Source organism: Pantoea sp. JZ2, from assembly GCF_035191405.1.
GTDB lineage: Bacteria > Pseudomonadota > Gammaproteobacteria > Enterobacterales > Enterobacteriaceae > Pantoea > Pantoea stewartii.
Map to the genome: position 1 here is coordinate 1,067,440 of NZ_CP045247.1, position 24,583 is coordinate 1,092,022.

The following is a 24,583-nucleotide window of genomic DNA, read 5'->3' on the forward strand; positions in this document are numbered from 1 at the left end:
TAAATAGTGCATGGCCAGGGGAAAGGGGATTCAGAGAAGAAAATGGCGGGCAAGCAGCGGGGCGGTAAAGCTTTTCTTGAGATAAAACCCGCGCGGTAACGTCATAATGGGCTGTCCCTGTTCGCCGATCCCTTCGGTCAGGGCCCGGCTGTTAGCCGCTTTGGGGCGAATTTGCAGCCAGGCACCATGACGGGCAGTAATACGTTCCACCTGACCCAGCACAATCATATCCATAAGTTCTTCCCAGTCCTGACGCAGCATGTCTTCTTCTTGTGCCGTCGGGCTCCACAGCAAGGGCGCGCCTACCCGGCGCTCGCCAGGGGGAATATCACGCTCACCCTCAACCGGCATCCACAGTACGCGAGCCAGCTTATGGCGAACATGACTGTTTTCCCACGTCACGCCGCTGTTACCGGTCAGCGGTGCAACGCAGACAAATGTGGTTTCCAGCGGTTTGCCTTCACGATCGACAGGGATAGTTTTCAACTCAATGCCCAGATGCGCAAAATCCTGCTCGGCTTTACTGCCTGCGCTGGCCCCCAAATGCCATTCCAGCAGCATGCCCACCCAGCCTTTATCGCGCTTCAGATTGGCTGGCGTTGGAATGCCGGCCTGTTCTGCCAGACAGTGTAAAGGTAAACCTGCCAGTGCCTGCGCCCGCGCGAACAGTACCGATTCGTTTTCAGGTGGCTCTGGAAGAGTGATCATATGCGTAACCCGGTATGGTTAAAAAATAAGCGCCCTGCGGCCTGTCAGGTTTTCCACAGGAATGAGCAGGGTAGGGCGCGCATAATAACATGAAACATAGTGCTTTTTTAAGAATGCACCGCCTCATGCTGTTAACGACGGGTCAGGTTATCCCAACTTGCTATCAACAATGAACAGGATCTTATGACCAGTTATCCACAGAAAGATGGGATAACCTGGCATCAGACGGGTTACTGGTTCGATTTACAGCCTTGACTTTGCTGTTTTTTAGCAAAAATTAGCCGGTTTGCTGCAAGCTTGAACCGATCTCTGTGGATAAAAAGCCGGGTGGTGGATCTTTAGCCAATTGTCAGCGGCAGGACATTATACAATGTCACTCAGACGAATTTATTCAAACCTCAGCAGAGAAATAGTCTTATATTTCAATGGCTATTTCAGAATCACAGTAAAGCGTATTCAGATTCCTCCCAACGGGTTATTCAGTTAACTCCCGTGTTCTACACAAAGCTATCCACAGAAAACGTGAATAAGATCGATGTTTTCTCGTTACTTTGTTTATAACTTTGCATTCTTCTGTGAGTTATCCCGAGATTACGGTCCCCATTGCCCGCGAATCCAGTGGTTTACCGCCTGTAAGGAGTGTGAAACAATCAGACCATTCAAATTTAGCTTTTGAGGTAGTCCAGTGATCGATGATGATGGCTACCGCCCGAATGTTGGTATCGTAATTTGTAACAGGCAGGGACAAGTGTTATGGGCCAGGCGCTTTGGACAGCACTCCTGGCAATTTCCTCAGGGAGGCATCAATCCCGGTGAAACCGCAGAACAGGCGATGTATCGCGAATTGTTCGAAGAAGTAGGGTTACACAGAAAGGATGTCCGAATACTTGCATCTACCCGTAACTGGTTGCGCTACAAATTGCCAAAACGTTTGGTGCGTTGGGACACAAAACCGGTTTGTATTGGTCAGAAACAAAAGTGGTTTCTTCTGCAGTTGATGTGCAGTGATGCAGATATTAATGTGCAACACAGTAGCACGCCGGAATTCGACGGCTGGCGCTGGGTGAGCTTTTGGTATCCGGTACGTCAGGTTGTCTCTTTTAAACGCGATGTGTACCGTCGGGTGATGAAGGAGTTTGCAGGCGTTGTCATGTCCATGCAGGAGAGTGCGGTGCAGCGAAATCATCCTGCCCATCGACGTAAAAGAGGATAGGCCACGCCCTTTATGCTCACTCAGTTGCGAGAAATTGTTGAAAAGGTGGCGAGTGCGCCCCGTCTGAACGAAGCACTCGACATCCTGGTTAATGAGATCTGTCTGGCGATGGAAACGGAAGTCTGTTCCGTTTATCTGGCCGATCACGATCATCGCTGTTATTACCTGATGGCGACGCGCGGTCTGAAAAAACCGCGTGGCCTGACGGTGAAACTGGCGTTTGATGAAGGGATTGTGGGCCTGGTCGGTCGCCTGGCCGAGCCTATCAACCTTGCTGATGCGCAGAGCCATCCGAGCTTTAAATACATCCCTTCCGTTAAGGAAGAACGCTATCGCTCTTTCCTTGGTGTGCCCATCATCAGCCGCCGCCAGCTTCTGGGCGTGCTGGTGGTGCAGCAGCGCGAGCATCGCCAGTTCGACGAAAGCGAAGAGTCTTTTCTGGTTACGCTCGCCACCCAGCTAGCGGCCCTGCTGTCACAATCGCAGCTGAGCCAGCTGTTTGGTCAGTATCGCCAGGCCCGTGTTCGCGCCATCGCGGCCGCACCGGGTGTGGCGGTTGCACCGGGCTGGGTGGATGAAACCCAACCCCTGCTCGATCAGGTCTCCGCGGCCTCCACGCTGGATCCACTGCGCGAACGTGAGCGCTTGTCACTGGCGATGAGCGAAGCTGCCAGTGAGTTTCGTCGCTTCAGTAAACGCTTTTCTGCCAGCGCGCAGAAAGAAAGCGCGGCAATCTTCGATCTCTACTCGCACCTGTTAACGGATGCCCGCCTGAAAAAAGATCTCTTCGATGAGATCGAACGCGGATCCGTGGCCGAGTGGGCAGTCAAAACCGTGATTGAAAAGTTTGCCGCGCAGTTTGCCAGCCTGACGGATAGCTATCTGAAAGAGCGCGCGGGCGATCTGCGGGTGCTTGGACAGCGGTTGCTGTTCCACCTTGATGATTCCCTGGTGGGCGTCAATGCCTGGCCCGAACGCTTTGTATTGGTAGCCGATGAGCTGACAGCGACAACGCTCGCCGAGATCCCGCATGATCGCCTGGCCGGTATTGTGGTGCGTGACGGCGCCGCGAATTCGCACGCCGCGATCCTGACCCGCGCCATGGGGATCCCCACGGTGATGGGCGCAGACATTCAGCCCGGCCAGCTCAATAAGCGTCTGCTGATTGTCGACGGCTATCGTGGTGAACTGCTGATCGACCCTGAACCGGTGATCGTGCAGGAGTACCAGCGGTTAATCAATGAAGAAAATGCCCTCAGCAAGATGGCTGAAGGCGGTGTAGACAGACCGGCAGAACTGAGAAGCGGTCAGCGCATACAGGTGATGCTTAATGCGGGACTGAGCCCGGAGCATGAGCAAACGCAGGGCAGTTGGGTTGACGGCATCGGTCTTTACCGTACGGAAATCCCGTTTATGCTACAAAGCGGATTCCCGTCAGAAGAAGAGCAGGTGGCACAGTATCAGGGCATGTTACAGCTCTTTCACGACAAGCCCGTTACGCTGCGTACGCTGGATATCGGGGCCGATAAACAACTGCCTTACATGCCGATTAGCGAGGAGAACCCGTGTCTGGGCTGGCGCGGGATTCGATTGACGCTCGATCAACCGGAAATTTTCCTGGTGCAGGTGCGCGCGATGCTGCGTGCGAATGCCGCCTCCGGCAACCTGAGCATCTTACTGCCGATGATCAGCCACATTGATGAGATCGACGAGGCCAAACGGCTGATTCAGCGTGCCGGGGCAGAAGTGGAAGAGATGCTCGGCTATGCGATTCCTAAGCCGCGCATCGGCATCATGATTGAAGTGCCCTCGATGCTGTTTATGATCCCGCATCTGGCCTCGCGTGTTGATTTTATCTCGGTAGGCACCAACGATCTGACCCAGTATTTGCTGGCGGTCGATCGTAACAATACGCGCGTGGCGAATCTGTACGATTCCCTCCATCCGGCCATGTTGCGCGCACTGCAGGCCATTTCTGTTGAAGCCCATTTGGCGAATCTGGAATTGTGTTTGTGTGGTGAAATGGCGGGCGATCCGACCTGCGTGGCGCTGTTGGTGGGAATGGGATATCACCACCTCAGTATGAACGGGAAAAACGTCTCGCGTGTTAAATACCTGCTGCGTCATCTGGATTACGAAGAAACGCAGAAGCTCAGCACCCAGGCGCTTAAAGCCTCGTCAGCGACGGAGGTACGCCAGATGATGTCGGCGTTTATGGAACAGCGTGGTCTGGGCGGTCTGATCCGCGGCGGGCGTTAACCCAGGTTACATTTCTGCGACTACGCAAAAAACTGGCTGTGCTATGATGCACAGCCTTAATTTATGTGCATCACGTCCCCTTTCAGGGCAGAAAAAAAACGGTGAATGATGAATAACGGCTACATCGCATTTCCACAGTTTGATCCGGTGATTTTCTCAATCGGACCGCTTTCGCTTCACTGGTACGGGTTGATGTATCTGGTGGGATTTGTGTTCGCCATGTGGCTGGCGGTGCGCCGCGCGAACAAACCCGGCAGCGGCTGGAAAAAAGAGGAAGTCGAAAACCTGTTGTATGCCGGCTTCCTGGGGGTTTTCCTGGGCGGACGCATCGGTTACGTGCTGTTTTATAACCTGCCGCTGTTCCTGGAAAATCCGCTTTACCTTTTCAAAGTCTGGGATGGCGGCATGTCGTTCCACGGCGGTCTGATTGGCGTCATCCTGGTGATGCTGATTTTTGCGCGCCGTACCAAACGTCATTTCTTCCAGGTTGCTGATTTTATTGCCCCTCTGATTCCGTTCGGCCTCGGCGCCGGTCGTCTGGGCAACTTTATCAATGGTGAACTGTGGGGCCGTGTCGATCCCAATTTCCGTTTCGCCATGCTGTTCCCCGGCTCACGCAGCGAAGATATCGCGCTGGCGGCTAACAACCCACAATATCAGGCACTGCTGAACACCTATGGCGTCCTGCCGCGCCATCCTTCACAGCTCTATGAACTGTTCCTTGAAGGCATTGTGTTGTTCATTATCCTGAACCTGTTTATTCGCAAACCCCGCCCGATGGGCAGCGTGTCCGGCCTGTTCCTGATCGGCTACGGTTGCTTCCGCTTTATTGTTGAGTTCTTCCGTCAGCCCGACGCGCAACTGGGTTTGCTCACCGGCGGCCTGAGCATGGGACAAATACTGTCTCTGCCGATGATCATCGCCGGTGTGATTATGATGATTTGGGCGTACCGTCGACGTCCGCAGCAACAACTTCACGAGGAAAAATGAAACAGTATCTGGACTTAATGCGCTACGTGCTGAACGAAGGCACACCAAAATCTGACCGTACCGGTACAGGCACGCTTTCAATTTTTGGTCACCAGATGCGTTTTAATCTGCAGGATGGCTTTCCCCTGGTCACGACTAAAAAGTGCCATGTTCGCTCCATCATTCATGAGCTGCTGTGGTTTCTGCTAGGGGACACCAACATTGGTTACCTGAAAGAAAACAATGTCTCTATCTGGGATGAGTGGGCAGATGAGCAGGGCAATCTGGGACCGGTATACGGCAAACAGTGGCGTAGCTGGGGCACCGCCCGTGGCGAAGAGATTGATCAGATCACCAAAGTGATTGAACAGATCAAGCGCGATCCGGATTCCCGCCGCATCATTGTCTCGGCGTGGAACGTGGGCGAACTGGATGAAATGGCGCTGGCTCCGTGCCATGCCTTTTTCCAGTTCTACGTCGCGGATGGCAGGCTCTCCTGTCAGCTTTACCAGCGTTCCTGCGACATTTTCCTGGGGCTACCGTTTAACATCGCCAGCTATGCGCTGCTGGTGCATATGGTCGCGCAACAGTGCGATCTGGAGGTCGGTGACTTTGTCTGGACCGGCGGCGATACGCACCTTTACAGCAACCATCTGGAGCAGGCGCGCCTGCAACTGACGCGCGAACCGCGTCCGTTACCGAAGCTGGTGATTAAACGCAAGCCTGCCTCGCTGTTTGACTATCGCTTCGACGATTTTGAGATTGAAGGTTACGATCCGCATCCCGCCATCAAAGCGCCGGTTGCGGTCTGAACACCCGCCGCCAGCATCCGCCCCGGTCTTGCCACAGCATGCCGGGGCGTTTTTTTTACAGCGATGTTGCGGCGCGGTGCACACTTGCACTGATCATGTCTTTATCCAGAGGAATAATGCTGTAGCTTTGCTTCCAACAGGTGGCTTTCGGGCTTGCTGAAGCGCTCGCTGCTGCGGCACTCTGCCGCCATGAAAAGATCACAGTCAAAAGGGTTTACGCTGGCGGAGCTGCTGCTGGTGATGGTAATCGCTGGCATACTCAGCGCCTTTGCCACGCAAGGCGGGCAGCGCTGGCAGCAGCGTCAACAGCTTCGCGATACGGCGCTGCAACTGCAACACTTTCTGTTACGCGTCCGTGCTCAGGCCAATGCGCAAAACCGGGACCTGGTGCTGTGGCACCGCCCCACACAGCCCTGGTGTATCGGCGTGGCAGCACCGCCACAGAATGGCTGCAGTACGGCAAGCCGCCTGCACTTTATCGCGCCGTATGCGGACATCACCCTTCACGCCCTGCGTGGCGAGCCGGGTTTTTACGGACGCCGCAACGTGGCCAAAGCGGGCAGCATTGAGCTGCGCAATCGCGCCGGAAAAATACGGGTGATTATTTCTGCACGGGCGCGAGTTCGTCTTTGCCGTATTGACGATGCGGACTGCGAATGAAAAGGGCCGGGTTTAGTCTGCTGGAAATGCTCATCGCCATGGCGATCAGTGCGGTGCTAATGGTCAGTGCAGGACGCTTTATGCCGCGACTGTTGGCCGAAAACCTCAGGCTGCAACAACAGGTTCAACTGCGTCAGGAGTTACAGCAAATGCTGTCCACGCTGGAAAAAGCGATCCGGCGGGCGGGTTATTGCCACGGGGAGTGCGGAACGGGTGGCCTGATGACAGCCGAAGGCTGTGTGCTGATCCGGTTTGACGAGAACAGCAACGGTCAGTGGGAAGGGGTTACGCACAGTGAGAGCGATTACTACGGTTACCGGCTGCGACAACACCAACTGGAGATGCAGCGTGGTGTGGATAACTGCAACGGCAGTGGATGGGAACGGCTTTCCGATCCGGCTTTCCTTTCGATTGAGGCATTCGACGTGCGCCGTGAAGGCCGGCTGGTCACCGTTGTACTGCAGGGGCGAAGCGGGAACCGAACCGAAACGCTGGAAAGCCGGGTCGAAGGAATGAATCTGTGAACGCCGAGGGCAACAGTGCGCTGGGGATGGTACTCATCATCCTGCTGACAGGCGGCATCACGCTTCAGGCCAGCCGCGAGATGCTGGCGCAGGGAATGTTTATCGTCGCCGATGAGCAACACGCTATTCAGGGGTTTTGGCAGGCCCAGTCGGCACTGCAATGGGGACTGACATTAACGTGGCCAGCGCAACCACCTGCCACCTGCCAGCGCGAGTCGCAGTATGGCTGGCAGGCGTGCCTGCATCGCGTGGACGATGAGAAAGGATTGCTTAAAGGTGAAACGCAAAAAGGTGATAAGGCGTTATGGCACTGGGTCAGGCTGGAGGGCAGCAAAATCAGTCCGTTGCCACAGGGCTGGATTGATTATTGCCCGCAATCCGCGCCGGAGCAGTGCCTGTGAGGCGGCAGGATTCAGCCTGCCGGAAGCCTTGTTTGCCCTGTTACTGATGGCCGTCAGCACCAGCGCCTTATTGCAGTATCACCGGGTGTTAACGCTCGGCTTTAGTCAGCAATGGCAGCAGCGTGAAGCCTGGCGTGTGGCGGAACAGCGGTTGTTGGGGCGCGAGGTGGCGGGCTGGCAAACGCGGTCAGATAAAAAAACGGGGCCGGGCGGCTGCACGCTGGAAACGGTTACGGTGAGCGGTCCGCATCAACGTCAGGCCAGCCTGACGCGATTGCACTGCTGAGCGGATGAGAATGGGTTTTCACGGTAGGCTTCAAATGCGATACGCGGTAGAGTGAGTACCGTCTGCCATCGCCATGCCGTTTAGCGTTTCCACAGGAGTTTGCATGTTTCACGTTTATCACTCTAATCAGCTTGATCTGCTCAAAAGTCTGGCAGCGAGAGTGATTAAACTGGATCCGCTTGACGATCCCTTTGCGTCAGAAATGGTGCTGGTGCAAAGCCCGGGGATGGCGCAGTGGTTGCAGATGGAACTGGCGCGCACCTTTGGCATTGCGGCAAATATCGAATTCCCGCTCCCGGCCAGCTTTATCTGGGAAATGTTTGTGCGCGTCCTGCCAGACATTCCGCCGGAGAGCGCCTTCAGCAAAGCCAGCATGAGCTGGAAACTGATGCATCGTTTACCTACGTTGCTGCTGCAGGACGAGTTTGCCTCACTGCGCCATTATCTGAGTGACGACGGAGACAGGCGCAAACTTTTTCAGCTCAGCGCCCGCATTGCCGACCTGTTTGACCAGTATCTGGTTTACCGCGCGGACTGGCTTAACAGCTGGGAACGCGGTCAACAGATCGAGGGCCTGGGAGAGGCGCAGGTGTGGCAGGCCGCGTTGTGGCGTGATTTAGTCGATTATACCGACGCGCTGGGCCAGCCCAAATGGCATCGTGCCAACCTCTATGCGCGCTTTATTACCACGCTTGAGCAGGCACAAACCCGACCTGATAACCTGCCGCAGCGGGTGTTTATCTGTGGTATTTCAGCGCTGCCGCCGGTCTATTTACAGGCGTTGCAGGCGCTGGGGCGGCACGTTGATATCTATCTGCTGTTTACCAATCCCTGCCGTGATTACTGGGGCGATATTCAGGACTATGCGTTTCTGGCGAAGCTACAAAGCCGCCAGCGGCGGCGTCATGACCGGGAAGAATATCGCGGTTTATTCAGTGATGTGGCGCGCGCGCCAGCCCTGTTTAGTGAGCAAGGGGAACAACATCTGACTAACCCGCTGCTGGCCTCCTGGGGCAAGTTAGGCCGCGATAACCTCTTCCTGCTCAGCCAGATGGAGCTGAACAGCGAAATCGATGCGTTTGTTGACGTCGAAGAAGACAACCTGCTGCACTGCATGCAGCACGATCTTCTTAATCTGCAGGACAGGGCAATCATTGGCCTGACGGCGGATGAACTGGCTTACAGTGGGCAGAAACGGCGGCTGGACCCGCAGGATCGCTCTGTTGCCATCCAGGTTTGCCACAGTGCGCAGCGCGAAGTTGAAGTGCTACAGGATCATCTTCTGGCATTGATGGAAGCCGATCCTGAGCTGAAAGCGCGGGATATTATCGTCATGGTGGCCGATATTGACGCTTACGCGCCTTTTATTCAGGCCGTGTTTGCAAACGCCCCGGCAGAACGCTATCTGCCGTTTGCCATTTCTGACCGTCGTGCCAGTCAGGCGCATCCTGCTATCGTTGCGTTTCTGCAATTACTGTCACTGCCGGACAGCCGGTTTGTCTCTGAAGATGTGCTGGCGCTGCTGGATGTCCCGGCCTTAGCGAATCACTTCTCGATTGACGAAAGCGGCCTGCGTCTGTTGCGCCGCTGGGTCAGCGAATCAGGCGTGCGCTGGGGGCTGGATGATGCCAGTGTGGAAGCGCTGGCTCTGCCGGTCACCGGTCAGCATACCTGGCGCTTTGGCTTGCAACGTATGCTGCTGGGATATGCAATGGAAAGCCAGCATGGCGACTGGCAAGGTATTCTGCCTTATGACGAATCAAGTGGGCTGGTCGCCGAACTGGCGGGCCATCTGGCCGAACTGCTGTCCCGGCTTAATCACTGGCGACAGGTCTTATCGGAGCCGCGCCCGCTGGAGGCCTGGCTGCCGCTGTGTCGCGAACTGCTGAATGCCTTTTTTACACCGGATACCGAAACAGAAGCGGCATTGCTGCTGGTGGAAGAGCAGTGGAAAACGCTGATTGAGTACGGTATGGACGCGCGTTTCAATGAGGCGATTCCGGTCGTGCTCCTGCGCGACGATCTGCGTGGGCGGCTGGATCAGCAGCGGATCAGTCAACGCTTTCTTGCCGGGCAAATCAATTTTTGTACCCTGATGCCGATGCGCTCGATTCCCTTCAGCGTGGTGTGCTTACTGGGGATGAACGACGGCGTTTATCCGCGCACTTTAGCGCCGCTGGGGTTTGACCTGATGCAGCAGCAGTCGCGCAAAGGTGACCGTAGCCGTCGTGATGACGACCGCTATCTGTTTCTGGAAGCCCTGATTTCCGCTCAGCAACAGCTCTATATCAGCTATATTGGCCGCGCTATTCAGGACAATACCGAACGTTACCCTTCGGTGCTGGTCACCGAATTGCTGGAGTATATCGGGCAAAGTTTTTACCTGCCTGGCGACGAGGACAGGGAACTGGATGACAGCGCACAGCGGGTACGGGCACACCTGGAACATTTACACAGCCGGATGCCGTTTGCGCCGGAAAACTTCCAGCCTGCGTCAGCGGCACACAGCTTTGCTCGTGAATGGCTGCCTGCCGCACAGGGCACCGGTCAGCCCCAGCCTGATTTTGTTCAGCCGCTGAGCACACCGCCTGTAGAGACATTAGCCTTCGAACAGTTTCTGCGCTTCTGGCGTCATCCGGTTCGGGCCTGGTTTCAGCAGCGCCTGGGGGTCAATTTCTGGCTTGAAGAAAATGAACTGCCCGACAGTGAACCCTTTGCTCTGGACAGCCTGGAGCGCTATCAAATCAATGCGCAGCTACTGAATGCGCTGGTAACAGGAGAGGACACCGATCGCCTTTATGCCCATCACCGCGCCGCCGGCAATTTACCTTATGGGGCGTTTGGCGAGCTGTTCTGGCAGGCTCAGCGCGAAGAGATGCAGGAGGTGGCCGCAGAGGTGATCACTCAGCGCAGTGAGGGTGAAAGTCGGGAGATCAATCTGGCACTGGCGGGCGTCACATTAACCGGCTGGTTAACCCAGGTGCAGAGCGATGGCCTGCTGCGTTGGCGACCGGGTGTGCTGAATATCAATGACGGTTTATTACTGTGGCTGGAACATTTAGTTTATTGTGCACTGGGTGGCGACGGTAAAAGTCGGATGTTTGGCCGACAGCACAGCTACTGGTGCTTCCCTGCCGTGCCGCCGGACGAGGCGACTGATGCGCTGGCGCGCTATATGCAAGGCTATCTGCAGGGCATGCGCGAGCCTTTGATGTTGCTGACCAAAAGCGGTGGTGCCTGGCTTAATGCGTGTTTTGACAAGAAAAATCATCAGTTTATGACAGATGAGGCGACACAGCTCAAAGCCCGTAACGCTCTGCTTGCCGCCTGGGTCGGCGGTTACCAACAGGAAGGTGAGGGAAGCGATCCCTACCTGCAACGGTTATGCAGGGCACTGGATGAACCCCGGATACAGCAGATAACCGACGCGGCTGAATGCTGGTATTTACCGGTACTCCAGGCGCATCAGGACGACCGGTAAGCGACCGCTGCCGGGTAATGAAAACATCAAAAAGTTTGTTGTACTTTCAGCCGTTAATGCGCTCGCAACGCGGCTTTTGGGTAACGTAAGAGGTTTTACATGCGCACACATGCACGCTTGATCGCCGCAATTCTGCTGGGCTTACTGGCGCTGGCGGTACAAGCCGAAACCGGCGCGGGCTGGCAGCCTGTCAACACGCCCATCGGGAAAAGCGAACAGGATCCGCGTCAGTATCAGGCCATCACGCTGAATAATGGCATGACGGTGCTGTTGGTTTCAGATACTCAGGCGCCGAAATCCCTTGCTGCGCTGACATTGCCCATTGGCTCACTGGATGATCCCGCGCAGCAGCCCGGCCTGGCGCACTACCTTGAACATATGGTGCTGATGGGCTCAACGCGTTACCCACAGCCTGACAGCCTTGCCGATTTTCTCAAGAAACACGGTGGCAGCCATAATGCCAGCACCGCCTCCTGTCGCACAGCTTATTACCTCGAAGTCGAAAACGATGCGCTTGAGCCTGCCGTCGATCGTCTGGCCGACGCGATTGCCGAACCCTTACTGGATCCGGTCAATGCCGATCGGGAACGCCATGCGGTCAATGCGGAGTTGACCATGGCACGGTCCCGTGACGGTTTGCGCATGGGACAGGTCGGGGCTGAGACGATTAACCCGGCGCACCCGGCCGCGCATTTTTACGGCGGCAATCTGGATACCCTGCGCGATAAGCCCGGCAGTAATCTGCATCAGGCGCTGCTGGACTTTTACCACACGCACTATTCAGCCAATCTGATGAAGGCGGTGATCTACAGTAATAAACCGCTGGCAGAGATGGCGACCATCGCCGTGAATACGTTTGGGCGCGTGGCTAACCACAATGCCAGCGTTCCCGCGATTACCGAGCCGGTCATCACGGAAGCCCAGCAGGGCATCATTATTCACTATGTGCCGGCGCAGCCGCGTAAGCAGTTAAAAATCGAGTTCCGTATACCGAATAACAGTGACCGCTTTCGCAGTAAAACGGACACGCTTATCAGCTATGTCATTGGTAACCGCAGCCCCAATACGCTGGCCGACTGGCTGCAAAAACAGGGCCTGGCCGACGGCGTCAGCGCGGGGGCCGATCCGGTGACCGAGCGCACCAGCGGCGTGTTCTCCATCAGCGTGTCATTAACGGACAAAGGTCTGGCACAACGTGATGAGGTCGTCGCGGCTGTTTTTAGCTATCTCGCGATGCTGCGCAAAAACGGTATCGACCAACGCTATTTCGATGAAGTTTCGCATGTGCTGGCGCTGGACTTCCGTTATCCGTCAATCACCCGCGACATGGACTACATCGAGTGGCTGGCGGATACGATGCTGCGTGTCCCGGTTGAGCACACGCTGGATGCGCCTTATCTGGCCGATCGCTACGATCCCGCGGCTATCAATGCTCGTCTGGAAAGCATGACGCCAGCGCAGGCGCGAATCTGGTACATCAGCCCGCAGGAACCGCATAACAAGCTGGCCTATTTTGTGAATGCGCCTTATCAGGTTGATAAGATAACGGCCCAGACGTTGACTCAATGGCAACAGCGTGGCCAGGCGATTCAGCTCGCCATGCCGCGCTTAAATCCCTACATTCCCGATGCGTTTACCCTGGTGTCGACTGACAAAACCTACCGTCATCCGGTTAAGCTCGACAATGATTTCGGGATGCGTATTTACTGGATGCCAAGCCAGTTCTATGCCAGCGAGCCAAAGGCCAGCATCACCGTCGCGCTGCGAAATCAGCAGGCGATCAGTGATGCGCGTCAGCAGGTACTGTTCGGCCTGAATGATTATCTGGCAAGCCTGGCGCTGGATGAACTGAGTTCCCAGGCGTCTATTGGCGGCATCAGTTTTTCAACCAGCGAAAACGATGGTCTGGTCTTTAATGCCAGCGGCTTTACACAGCGCCTGCCTGACCTGCTTAAGCAGTTAGTTAATCGCTACAGCACTTTTCAGCCCAGCGAGGCACAGCTTCAACAGGCCAAATCCTGGTATCTGGAGCGTCTGGATGCCGCTGAGAAAGGAAAAGCCTTTGAGCAGGCGATCCAGCCTATGCAGCTCTTATCCCAACTGCCTTACACGCAGCGAGACACGCGCCGTAAGCTGGTCAAGGGGATTACACTGAAGGATGTCGTGGCCTATCGCGATGCCTTAATTAAAAATGCCACGCCAGAAATGATGGTGATCGGTAATCTGAGTGCTGACAGTGTGACGCAACTGGGACGCGAGCTGAAACAGCAGATGCAGTGCGACGGTACGCACTACTGGCACAGCAATTACCTCAGTGTCGAAAAGCCACTTAAGGCGAATCTGGAGCAGCACGGCAGCAGCACGGACTCTGCGCTGGCGGCGCTTTATATTCCCCTGGGTTATGACGAATACCAGAGTATGGCCAACAGCGCGATGCTCAGTCAGATTGTCCAGCCGTGGTTCTATAACCAACTGCGTACCGAGGAGCAGTTAGGTTATGCCGTGTTTGCGTTCAGGATGCCGGTAGGGCGTCAGTGGGGGATTGGCTTTCTGCTGCAAAGTAACAGTAAGCCACCCGCTTATCTGATGCAGCGCTATCAGGCGTTTTATCCCCAGGCGGAACACCGCCTGCGCTCGATGAGTCAGGCCGATTTTGTGCAGTATCAGCAGGCCATGATCAACGATTTGAAACAGCGTCCACAAACGCTGAATGAAGAGGCCGATCGTTACAGCCGCGATTTTGATCGGCAGAATTACGATTTTGATACCCGACAAAAGTTGATGGAGCAGGTTCAACAGCTTACCCCTTCCGGACTGTCGGACTTCTTTCACCAGGCCGTCATGCAGAAAAAAGGCATGGCAATGACCTCTCAAATCGCCGGTAGCGGCGAGCATAACATCGCGTTCGCACCGTTACCGGGCTGGCGGACCTGGCCAGAAATCGCCAAATTACAGCAGTCTTTGCCGGTCAAGAGTGAAACACCATGACGGCGTCCAGACCTGAACCGTTAAACCCCCTAACGCTGCCCCTCAACGGCGAGCGGTTAATTGAAGCCTCAGCGGGCACCGGTAAAACCTTTACGATTGGTCTGCTCTACCTGCGTTTGTTATTAGGGCTGGGGGGCGAGAACGCCTGGCGCAGGCCGCTGTCAGTCGAAGAGATCCTGGTGGTGACTTTTACAGAAGCCGCCACGGCGGAGCTGCGCGGCCGTATTCGTGACAATATTCATCAGCTTCGGCTCGCCTGCGTGCGGGGTAAAAGCCATAACACCATGCACCAACAGCTGATTGAACAGATAGCGGATTTGCCCCAGGCGGCCTCGCTGCTGCTGGCGGCTGAGCGGCAAATGGATGAAGCGGCGATTTTTACCATTCATGGTTTTTGCCAGCGCATGCTCAACCTGAATGCCTTTGAGTCAGGCATGTTGTTCGAGCAGGAACTCATCGAAAACGAACAAACGTTACTCCGCCAGGCCGCGGCGGATTTCTGGCGTCGCCAGTGTTATCCCCTGTCACTGGATGTGGCCCGGGTGATCGCGGCGGAGTGGAGCGGCCCGGACAGTTTGTTGACGACGTTACGGCCCTGGCTGCAGGGGGAATCCCCCAGGCTGAAGCGTCCGCCTCGCGCAGACGAAACGCTGGCATCACGTCATACCGCTAACCTGCAACGCATCCAGGCCCTCAAGCAGCAGTGGCAGACTGTCTGTGCCGATATCGAAGGGATGATCGCGGCTTCCGGCGTCGACAAACGCAGCTACAGCAGTAAGCACTTACCTAACTGGGTGGCGAAAGTGACTCAGTGGGCACAGAGCGATACGCTGGATTACCAGTTTCCTAAAGAGCTTGAACGCTTTGGCCAGCAGGTGCTGCACGAAAAAACCAAAAAGGGCGAGGCACCGCAACATGCGCTGTTCGATGCCGTCGATGGCTTTCTTGCCGAACCGCTGACGCTCCGCGATATCATCATCTGGCAGGCGCTGAGCGAGGTGAAAGAAACGGTGCAGCGGGAAAAACGGCAGCGTGCCTTGCTGGGATTTGACGATCTGTTAAGTCGTCTGGATGAAGCGCTTCAGCAGCCGGGCGGGGCGCTGCTGGCCGAAACTATTCGTGGCCGTTTCCCGGTGGCCCTGATTGACGAGTTTCAGGATACCGACCCGCAACAGTACCGAATCTTCCGTACGCTGTATATTCAACAGCCGGATGTGGCGTTGCTGCTCATTGGCGATCCCAAGCAGGCGATCTATGCGTTTCGCGGCGCAGATATTTTTACCTACTTACGCGCCCGTAGTGAAGTTAGTGCTCACTATACGCTGGAGACGAACTGGCGCTCATCGCCCGCGATGGTGAACAGCGTCAACCGCCTGTTTTCACAGGTTGACGCACCCTTTTTGTTTTCTTCCATTCCGTTTCTTGCGGTCAGCCCGGCCGCCCCGAATCAGGCGTTAACGCTGGTTTACCATGATCAGCCCCAGCCTGCCTTGCGCTTCTGGCTCCAGCCGGGCGAAGGTGTTGGAGTAAGTGATTACCAACAATTTATGGCCCAGCAGTGTGCGGCCGATATCAGCCGCTGGCTGGCGGCCGGTCAGCAGGGCAAGGCGCGGTTAGGGAAAGGCGATGCACTGCAGCCGGTTAAGGCCTCGGATATCACCGTACTGGTGCGTAGCCGCAATGAAGCCAGTCTGATTCGTGATGCGCTGAATAAGCTGGCCATTCCGTCGGTCTACCTGTCCAGCCGCGACAGCGTTTATACCACGCCTGAAGCGCGCGAGCTGTTATGGCTGTTGCAGGCGGTGCAGTCACCTGAACAGGAGCGGCTGCTGCGTAGCGCGCTGGCCACGTCCATCTTTGCTATCGATGCCGCCCAACTTGATGCGCTGGCGCAAAACGAACGTGAGTGGGATGCGCTGGTAGAGCAGTTTGTCAGCTGGCAGCAGATCTGGCAGCAACGTGGCGTACTGCCCATGTTGCGCGATGTAATGATTAAACGGCAACTGGCGGAAAATATGCTGGCTTCCGAAAATGGCGAGCGGCGCTTAACCGATCTGATGCATCTGGGCGAGTTACTGCAGGAAGCGGCAACGCAGCTCGACAGCACGCATGCACTGGTGCGTTTCCTGGCACAGCAAATTGCCCGCCCTGACAGCCAGGCCGCCAGTCAGCAGCTGCGTCTGGAAAGCGATCGCCATCTGGTGCAGATCGTCACGATTCACAAATCCAAAGGCCTGCAGTATCCGCTGGTCTGGCTGCCGTTTGCGGCCGGATTTCGCGAAGCGGCCAGCGCCCTGTATCACGACCGTGAAAGTTTTGCTGCCATGCTCGACGTGCAGGGCGATGCACAGAGCCTGACGCTGGCGGAAGAGGAGCGACTGGCCGAGGATTTACGGCTGCTCTATGTCGCGCTGACGCGCTCGGTTTACCACTGCAGCGTGGGTATTGCGCCCCTGATCAAAGGCGCGCGTAAAAAAGAGGGCGACAGCGATCTGCATAAGAGCGCGCTGGGCTACCTGGTACAGCGCGGTGAGAGCGGCGATGCCGCCGTGCTCAGTCACCATCTTGAGGCGCTCGCAGGCGAAGGGATTGAGATGATACGGAGCGAGCTGCAGCCCGGCGCGAAGTGGCAGGACAGCGAACACCGCGAGAACGCGCTGAGCAGTCGGGAAATGACCCGAGCGCTGGCGGACAGCTGGCGCGTCACCAGTTATTCCGGATTACAACAGCACGGCAGTTCCCCCCTGCTGGATGCTTTGCCGAAATTCGATATTGATGCTGCTGGTGAGGCGGCTGAGGATGAAGAGCCCTTGTTAACGCCGCACCACTTCCCCCGCGGTGCGGCTCCCGGCACGTTTCTGCACGGGCTGTTTGAGGCCATGGATTTCACTGAGCCGCCGGACGCATTCTGGCTGGAGGATCAGCTTCAGCAACAGGGCTATTCCCTGAACTGGCTGCCCGTGATTCAGCAGTGGATCGCCCGCGTACTGACCACGCCGCTCAACAAAGACGGCTTAACCCTGGACTGCATCCGCAGCGCTGATCGGCTGATTGAGATGGAGTTTTACCTGCCGATCAACCGCCTGCTGACGGCTGCCGATCTGGATGCGCTGATGCGCCGGTACGATCCACTGTCGCAGCGCGCTGCCGCGCTGGATTTCCGTCAGGTGAGAGGCATGTTAAAAGGGTTTATTGATTTGGTATTTCGCTGGCAGGGAAAATATTATCTGCTGGATTACAAATCGAACTGGCTGGGTGACAGCCATACCGCGTATACGCAGGAGGCGATGGCGCAGGCCATGATCGACCATCGCTATGACCTGCAATATCAGCTGTACACACTGGCGCTGCACCGGTATCTGCAGCACCGCCTGGCGGGCTATGATTACCAACAGCATTTTGGCGGCGTCTTTTATGTATTCCTGCGCGGGGTGGATGGCACCTCTGCCGATAACGGCATCTTTACCACTCGTCCCGATCCCGCCTTTATTGAGGAACTGGATGCATTGTTTGGTCATACAGAGGAGAGCTTATGAGTGATATAAACGCCTTGCTGCTTCAGGCAGTCGAAAAGCGTTTACTGCGTCCTCTGGATATTCAGTTTGCCCGCCTGATTGCAGATGAGACGCAACCCTTTCGGTTGCTGGCAGCGGCCTGTGTGAGTGCCGACGCGGGCGAAGGACATGTCTGCCTGCCGCTGGCTAACCTGAATGAGGCTGGGCTGTTCTCCGGTCGTCAGCCCGCACTGGCGCAGGCACTGTGGCAGGCTGCAGGCGCGCCTGATGAAGCGGAGCGGCATGCACAGCTGGCCAGCTGGTCAGCTGTGAGCGATGGCTGTGTTGTGACGCCCCTGGTGCTGAGTCACCAGCGTTTATACCTGCACCGGCTCTGGCAAAGTGAAGGCCAGGTTGCCCGGTTTTTCTCATTGCAGCCGGATAGCGGGACGTTCGATTCGCAGCAGGCACGAGATGTTCTGCAGACGTTATTTGGCCGTCAGCCTGACGACTGGCAAAAAATTGCTGCTGCGGTGGCACTGACCCGTAAAACCGCCGTTATTTCAGGCGGACCCGGTACCGGCAAAACCACGACGGTGGCGAAATTGCTGGCGGCGCTGATTCGCCTGAATCCCGAACCTCTGCGCATACAGCTGGCGGCACCGACAGGGAAAGCGGCAGCCCGTCTGACCGAATCCCTGGGAAAAGCTCTGCAGGGACTGGCGGTGGACGATGACGAGCGTGCGCGTTTTCCTGCTGAAGCGACCACGCTGCATCGCCTGCTTGGCGCACAGCCTGACTCGCAGCGCATGCGCTACCATGCGGGTAACCCGTTGCACCTGGATGTGCTGGTGGTTGATGAAGCGTCGATGGTTGATCTGACGATGATGGCAAAACTGATTTCCGCCTTGCCGCCTCACGCCAGAGTGGTGTTTCTGGGCGATCGCGATCAGCTGGCTTCGGTTGAAGCCGGAGCGGTGTTGGGGGACATTTGTCGTTGCAGCGAAACCGGCTTCAGTCCGGCGCGCGCCGCACAACTGGTGACGCTTACCGAATGTGCGCTTACGGGCAGCGATGACGATACCGCGCCTGCCGTTCGCGACAGCATTTGTCTGCTCCGCCAGAGTTACCGCTTTGACGAAAAGTCCGGTATTGGCCAGCTTGCCCGCACCGTCAACCAGGGCGATGCGCGCCAGATGAGTAAGGTGTTCGCCGCCGGACATGCTGACCTGTCTTTTCAGCCGCTGAATGACGGTGAGGCATATCAGACCATGCTGAACGAGGTGGCGCAGGGCTATCAGGACTATCTGGATGCCGTTCAGCGTCAGGCTGCGCCAGAACAGGCCATTGCGGCATTTAGCCGTTATCAGCTCCTGTGTGCCCTGCGTGAAGGGCCATTCGGTGTGCACGGATTAAATCAGCGCATCGAACAGCGTCTGATGCAGCTGCAGCGCATCCGGCGTCCTGCACTGGGCAGCCGCTGGTATCCGGGACGTCCGGTGATGATCACCCGCAACGACAGTGCCCTGGGGCTGTTTAACGGCGATATCGGCATTACGTTGCGTGATGCTGAAGGGCAACTCAGGGTGTTTTTTCCGTTGCCAGACGGCAGCGTGAAAGCGATTCAGCCCAGCCGTTTGCCGTCTCATGAAACGGCATGGGTGATGACGGTGCACAAGTCGCAGGGTTCAGAGTTTGATCATACCGCGCTGGTCATGCCGACGCAGTTTTTGCCGGTCCTGACCCGTGAGCTGGTTTACACGGCCATTACCCGTGCACGCAAACAACTGACCCTTTACAGCGATCGCGCGATATTTGAACGGGCAGTCCAGCTGCAGACGCAGCGGCGAAGTGGCCTGGTGGAAAGGCTGGGGGCGGAAACGCAGGGATAACAGGTCGGGCGGCGGGATGGCCGCCCGGCTGCCATCAGGTTAAATCGGCCATCAGCACCTTGGAACGGCGCTGGTAGTTGTACATCTCTTTCTTACTCTCCGGCAGCGACTCGATATCCACCGGCGTGAAACCGCGCTCCTGGAACCAGTGGATACTGCGTGTGGTTAACACAAACAGTTTTTCCAGCCCCATCTGCTTCGCCTGAAGTGCAACGCGTTGCAGCAGCAGCTCTCCGCGCGAGGAGCTGCGGTAATCCGGATGGACCGCAACGCACGCCATTTCGCCAATCTTTTCATCCATAAACGGATAGAGCGCGGCGCAGGCGATGGTCAGGTTGTCCCGCTGAATGATGGTGAATTTGTCGATCTCCATTTCCAGCTGTTCGCGTGAACGGCGTACCAGAATCCCTTGCTGTTCCAGCGGACGAATCAGCTCCAGAATGCCACCGATGTCGTTGATCGTGGCCCGACGAATCTGCTCGGCGGACTCCATGACAATCTGCGTACCAATGCCGTCGCGCGAGAAGAGTTCCTGTAACAGGGCGCCGTCTTCCTGATAGCTGATCAGATGGCTGCGACGGACGCCGCTGCGACAGGCTTTAACGGCGCCACGCAGAAAGCGCACCGTGCCAGACAGAAAATCGCCATCGCGTTCCATTTCATCAATGCGTGCCTGAGCGTCATTAGGAAATAACTCCGAGACAATGTTGCCTTCACGATCGATTACGCCCTGTTCCGAACAGAAGCCAATCATTTTTTCTGCTTTAAGCTTAATTGCCAGCTGCGTGGCCACTTCTTCAGAAGTCAGGTTAAAACTTTCACCGGTCACTGACACGGCCACCGGACCCAGCAGCACAATAGCATCGTTGTCGAGCTGGCGGTGAATAGCCTCTTCATCAATACGACGAATGCGACCGCTGTGACAGTAATCGACGCCATCATCCACGCCGAGCGGCTGGGCAATGATAAAGTTGCCGCTCACCACGTTGATATGCGCGCCCTGTAACGGAGTGTTGTTCAGGCTCATGGAAAGGCGGGCGGTAATATCCAACTGAAGACGGCCTGCGGCCTGCTTTACCAGCTCCAGTGACTGCGCGTCGGTCACGCGGGTATATTTGTGGTAAACCGGTTCCAGCTGGTTTGCGGCGAGGCTGGCATCAATCTGCGGACGTGCGCCGTACACGACGACTAAACGAATGCCAAGGCTGTGAAGCAGGCCAATATCGTTGACGATGCTTGAGAAATTTTCATGCTCAATGGCCTCACCGCCAAGCATGATGACAAATGTCTTATCCCGATGCGCATTGATATAGGGAACGGTATGGCGAAAACCCTGAACCAGTTCAGTACTACGTTCCTTCACGGCTAACCCTCAGTGAATGTTTATTCGTATTTTCTGTATTTTTATGCCTTTGGCGGCCATTTTGCAAGCGCTAATCCTGACGTTTATTTACGTTTTTTCAGGTGATAACGCCGCTAACAGACTGCATTATTTAGAGTTTCCGGGGTGACATCGTCAGCCGGATTGGATAAAGTTTTCGCCGCCATTTTATTTGGTTGCCGTTTTTTTAAACACGATATAACAGCTGGAGTGGCATGTCGGAAGGTCATCCCCTTATTTCACGTAGACGATTATTAAAAGGTACTGGGGCACTGCTGCTGCTCAGCGTAAGCGGTGTGGGCATCGCGGCCACCAGCCATATTATGGCGGTTCGCATCTGGCCCTCTTCAACCTATTCGCGCATGACGCTGGAATCCAATGTTGCCCTTAAGTATAAGCAGTTCGCACTGACGAATCCGGACCGGCTGGTCATCGACATTGAGAACCTGCACCTTAATTCGGTCCTTAAGGGCGTTAACCAGCACGTCAGGGTGGACGATCCTTTTATCAAAAACGCCAGGGTCGGGCAGTTCGATGCCAATACCGTGCGGGTGGTGCTGGAACTGAAACGCAACGTCTCGCCAAAAATCTTCAGCCTTGCACCGGTCTCCAGTATTCAACACCGGCTGGTGGTCGATCTCTACCCCAGCCAGAATACGGTAGAAGATGATCCGCTGCTGGCATTACTGAAAGATTACAACCAGGGCGATCTGGATAAAAATGAAAGCGTTCAGCCGCCGTTACCCGGTAAAGCCGGGCGCGATCGCCCCATCATTATCATGATCGATCCTGGCCATGGCGGGGAAGATCCGGGCGCGCACGGTAAATACAAAACCCGTGAAAAAGACATTGTGTTGAAGATTGGCCGCCGCCTTAAGGCGCTGATTGAGAAAGAACACAATATGAAGGCGTACATGACGCGTAACGAGGATGTGTTTATTCCCCTGCGGGTTCGCGTGGCCAAAGCCCGGAAACAGCGGGCCGATCTGTTCGTCTCCATTCATGCGGATGCGTTCACCAGCCGGGCCGCACGGGGCTCCTCTGTGTTTGCCCTTTCGACCCGGGGGGCGACGTCAGCCGCGGCGCGTTTTCTGGCGCAAACCCAGAATGAATCCGACCTGATTGGCGGCGTCAGCATGAGTGGCGATCGCTATCTGGATCACACCATGTTTGATATGGTGCAGCGCCAGACGATCCATGACAGCCTGAAGTTTGGCAAAGAAGTGCTGCACCGGATGGGGCGGATTAACCATCTGCACAAACGCACTGTGGATCAGGCTGGTTTTGCGGTGCTGAAGGCACCGGATATTCCCTCGATCCTGGTGGAAACCGCGTTCATCAGCAACGTCGAAGAAGAGCGTAAACTCCGCACCACGCGTTATCAACATCAGGTCGCCGAGGCCATTCTGGAAGGCATTAAGGCCTATTTCAAAAACGGGGCGGCGCTGGCACACCGTTAAGCAACCGGGCAGGAAAAATCACCCGCCCGGCCTTATCTGCTGTCAGGGTTTGTCGTCAGAAGAAGAACAGGGACCGGGTTGCGTGGCGTTCCTGTCTCGCCGGCGATGTGCGTCCACTTAGCGGCCTTTTGCCAGGTACTGCGCCATTTCCTGTTCCGGCACCATGCCGCCGCCCGTCGCCCAGACCAGGTGAGTGGCCTGTTGTAACTGTGTTGGGCTGAAGTCGTGCAGCGCGTGATAGTGCGCTGAACCACATACGTGCTGTGGACCGATCATCCCGGCCAGCGCAGAAGGTTCAAGCCGCAGACCTTCTTCCTGCGCCAGCCAGCCGAGCATGTCGTACATGCGCGCATCATCAAGTGTGTAAATGCCATCCAGCAGACGTTGCATGGCTCTGCCCACAAAGCCGGACGCCCGGCCTACCGCCAGACCATCCGCAGCCGTGACATTATCAATACCTATGTCCTGTACGGAAATGCCGTCGTGTAAGCCCGTTGTTATGCCCAGCAACATGCAGGGCGAATGAGTGGGCTCCGCAAACAGACAGTGAACATGGTCACCCCATGCCAGCTTCAGGCCAAACGCGACGCCGCCGGGGCCACCGCCCACGCCGCAGGGCAGGTACACAAATAAGGGATGTTGAGCATCAACCACGCGGCCCTGTTGTTCAAACTGCGCTTTCAGCCGTTGGCCGGCGACCGCATAACCTAAAAACAGCGTGCGGGAGTTTTCATCGTCAATAAAGAAACAGTTGGGGTCCGATGCGGCCGCTTTGCGTCCTTGCCCGACCGCCACGCCGTAATCCTGTTCATATTCCACCACCGTTACGCCATGGCTGCGCAGTTTTGCTTTCTTCCATTCCCGGGCATCCGCCGACATATGAACGGTTACGTTAAAGCCGAGGCGGGCGCTCATGATGCCAATCGACAGCCCGAGATTGCCGGTCGATCCCACGGCAATACGGTACTGGCTAAAAAACTGCCGAAGCGTGGGGGAGAGCAACGTGCGGTAATCCGCCTCCGGGGACAGCAAACCGGCAGCTAATGCCAGTTTCTCGGCATGATTCAGGACTTCATAAATGCCGCCACGCGCTTTGATGGAGCCAGAAATCGGCAGGTGGCTGTCTTTCTTCAGCAGCAGTGTGCCTGCAATTTTCTGGCCGTACGCCTGTTCCAGCCGGGCCTGCATGGCGGGGATCGCGACCACATCCGATTCGATTATACCGCCCGTGGCGGCGGTTTCAGGAAAGGCCTGAGCCAGCAAAGGCGCAAACCGCTTCAGGCGGGCATGGGCGGCTTCAACGTCCTGCTCTGTCAGACCCACAAAGGGCAGGGCGTTGGCGACGGTTGTGGTGGCAGGATTGAACCAGATGGTTTCTTTCAGCGCGATCATATCCGCAACCGGCGGATACTGTGCAGCAAGTGCAGCAATGTTGAAGGTATTCATAACAGACCTTGTCGTGTCCGGATGAATCATAAAAGCAGAAACGGGTTGGCCAGAGCAAGATCTGTTGCGACATTCGCGTGCGGTCTGATCTCACTGCGTGTCTGAGCGGTAAAAAGGAGAGGGGGATTGACTGACGGAGGCCAGAAACAAAAAAACACCTTCTCAGGTGTTTAAAGTGGTTGCGGGGGCCGGATTTGAACCGACGACCTTCGGGTTATGAGCCCGACGAGCTACCAGGCTGCTCCACCCCGCGTCCGATTGCGCATAGCGACTTTCACATTGTCCCTTCTGAGTGAGCATTATCTCAGAAGAATTGGTTGCGGAGGCCGGATTTGAACCGACGACCTTCGGGTTATGAGCCCGACGAGCTACCAGGCTGCTCCACCCCGCGTCCGATTGCGCATAGCGACTTTTCACATTGTTTCTTCTGTCTGAGCAAAACTACAGAAGAACTGGTTGCGGGGGCCGGATTTGAACCGACGACCTTCGGGTTATGAGCCCGACGAGCTACCAGGCTGCTCCACCCCGCGTCCGTGGATGCGCACTATACTCCGCACGATGATTGTTGCAACCCCTTTTTGCCCTAAAAGGCTAAATTTGCTGTTAATT

General features: G+C 56.2%; 16 protein-coding genes and 3 tRNA genes. 13 read left to right on the forward strand and 6 right to left on the reverse strand.

Annotation, left to right across the window (positions count from 1 at the left end; all coding sequences use genetic code 11):
* Positions 1–30 precede the first annotated feature (30 nt).
* The gene (mutH, locus tag GC087_RS05275; protein ID WP_006120801.1) at positions 31–708 is read right to left on the reverse strand and encodes a DNA mismatch repair endonuclease MutH; all 678 of its coding nucleotides are present in this window, start codon (positions 706–708) and stop codon (positions 31–33) included.
* Between the two features lie 685 nt (positions 709–1,393).
* Here mutH and rppH point away from each other — a divergent pair.
* The 12 genes from rppH to recD all read left to right on the forward strand — a co-directional run bounded on the left by rppH (position 1,394) and on the right by recD (position 19,687).
* On the forward strand, positions 1,394–1,921 hold the full coding sequence (gene rppH / locus GC087_RS05280) for an RNA pyrophosphohydrolase (protein ID WP_006120800.1): 528 nt from the start codon (positions 1,394–1,396) through the stop codon (positions 1,919–1,921).
* 12 nt (positions 1,922–1,933) lie between these two features.
* Entirely contained in the window at positions 1,934–4,180 is a 2,247-nt protein-coding gene (ptsP, locus tag GC087_RS05285; protein WP_006120799.1) for a phosphoenolpyruvate--protein phosphotransferase, read from the forward strand.
* 108 nt (positions 4,181–4,288) lie between these two features.
* Positions 4,289–5,170, forward strand: a complete 882-nt coding sequence (lgt, locus tag GC087_RS05290; protein ID WP_033739682.1) for a prolipoprotein diacylglyceryl transferase — start codon at positions 4,289–4,291, stop codon at positions 5,168–5,170.
* A complete protein-coding gene (thyA, locus tag GC087_RS05295) occupies positions 5,167–5,961 on the forward strand; it encodes a thymidylate synthase (RefSeq protein ID WP_324029858.1) in 795 nt (264 codons plus the stop codon). The genes lgt and thyA overlap by 4 nt, the downstream gene beginning before the upstream one ends.
* A 189-nt stretch (positions 5,962–6,150) precedes the next feature.
* Positions 6,151–6,621: a prepilin-type N-terminal cleavage/methylation domain-containing protein gene (locus GC087_RS05300; protein WP_324029860.1), complete on the forward strand. Its 471-nt coding sequence runs from the start codon at positions 6,151–6,153 to the stop codon at positions 6,619–6,621.
* Positions 6,618–7,145, forward strand: a complete 528-nt coding sequence (locus GC087_RS05305) for a prepilin peptidase-dependent protein (protein WP_081011334.1) — start codon at positions 6,618–6,620, stop codon at positions 7,143–7,145. The genes GC087_RS05300 and GC087_RS05305 overlap by 4 nt, the downstream gene beginning before the upstream one ends.
* Complete coding sequence (locus tag GC087_RS05310) at positions 7,142–7,546, forward strand: DUF2509 family protein (RefSeq protein ID WP_205953613.1); 405 nt, start codon at positions 7,142–7,144, stop codon at positions 7,544–7,546. The genes GC087_RS05305 and GC087_RS05310 overlap by 4 nt, the downstream gene beginning before the upstream one ends.
* Positions 7,506–7,832: a prepilin-type N-terminal cleavage/methylation domain-containing protein gene (locus GC087_RS05315; protein ID WP_172913418.1), complete on the forward strand. Its 327-nt coding sequence runs from the start codon at positions 7,506–7,508 to the stop codon at positions 7,830–7,832. Before GC087_RS05310 ends, GC087_RS05315 begins: the two co-directional genes overlap by 41 nt.
* A 103-nt stretch (positions 7,833–7,935) precedes the next feature.
* Positions 7,936–11,313: an exodeoxyribonuclease V subunit gamma gene (recC, locus tag GC087_RS05320; RefSeq protein WP_054687109.1), complete on the forward strand. Its 3,378-nt coding sequence runs from the start codon at positions 7,936–7,938 to the stop codon at positions 11,311–11,313.
* A 99-nt stretch (positions 11,314–11,412) separates the two neighbouring features.
* Positions 11,413–14,301: a pitrilysin gene (gene ptrA, locus GC087_RS05325; RefSeq protein WP_324029862.1), complete on the forward strand. Its 2,889-nt coding sequence runs from the start codon at positions 11,413–11,415 to the stop codon at positions 14,299–14,301.
* The gene (recB, locus tag GC087_RS05330) at positions 14,298–17,837 is read left to right on the forward strand and encodes an exodeoxyribonuclease V subunit beta (protein WP_058708959.1); all 3,540 of its coding nucleotides are present in this window, start codon (positions 14,298–14,300) and stop codon (positions 17,835–17,837) included. Before ptrA ends, recB begins: the two co-directional genes overlap by 4 nt.
* Complete coding sequence (gene recD / locus GC087_RS05335; RefSeq protein WP_324029864.1) at positions 17,834–19,687, forward strand: exodeoxyribonuclease V subunit alpha; 1,854 nt, start codon at positions 17,834–17,836, stop codon at positions 19,685–19,687. Before recB ends, recD begins: the two co-directional genes overlap by 4 nt.
* Positions 19,688–19,721: 34 nt before the next feature.
* On the opposite strand, the gene argA is transcribed toward recD, so the two are convergent.
* Positions 19,722–21,050 carry an amino-acid N-acetyltransferase gene (gene argA / locus GC087_RS05340; RefSeq protein WP_006120790.1) on the reverse strand — a complete coding sequence of 443 codons (1,329 nt, stop codon included), beginning with the start codon at positions 21,048–21,050 and terminating at the stop codon, positions 19,722–19,724.
* A 233-nt stretch (positions 21,051–21,283) separates the two neighbouring features.
* Here argA and amiC point away from each other — a divergent pair, with 233 nt between their 5' ends.
* A complete protein-coding gene (gene amiC, locus GC087_RS05345; protein ID WP_033739588.1) occupies positions 21,284–22,528 on the forward strand; it encodes an N-acetylmuramoyl-L-alanine amidase AmiC in 1,245 nt (414 codons plus the stop codon).
* Positions 22,529–22,645: 117 nt separating this feature from the next.
* Here the strand turns inward: amiC and dsdA are convergent, their stop codons facing one another.
* From dsdA to GC087_RS05365, 4 genes are all read right to left on the reverse strand, one after another.
* The gene (gene dsdA / locus GC087_RS05350) at positions 22,646–23,974 is read right to left on the reverse strand and encodes a D-serine ammonia-lyase (protein WP_058708958.1); all 1,329 of its coding nucleotides are present in this window, start codon (positions 23,972–23,974) and stop codon (positions 22,646–22,648) included.
* A gap of 176 nt (positions 23,975–24,150) precedes the next feature.
* Positions 24,151–24,227 (reverse strand) — tRNA-Met (locus GC087_RS05355).
* A 61-nt stretch (positions 24,228–24,288) separates the two neighbouring features.
* A tRNA-Met gene (locus GC087_RS05360) sits at positions 24,289–24,365 on the reverse strand.
* A 62-nt stretch (positions 24,366–24,427) separates the two neighbouring features.
* Positions 24,428–24,504: transfer RNA gene (locus GC087_RS05365), tRNA-Met, on the reverse strand.
* Positions 24,505–24,583 lie beyond the last annotated feature (79 nt).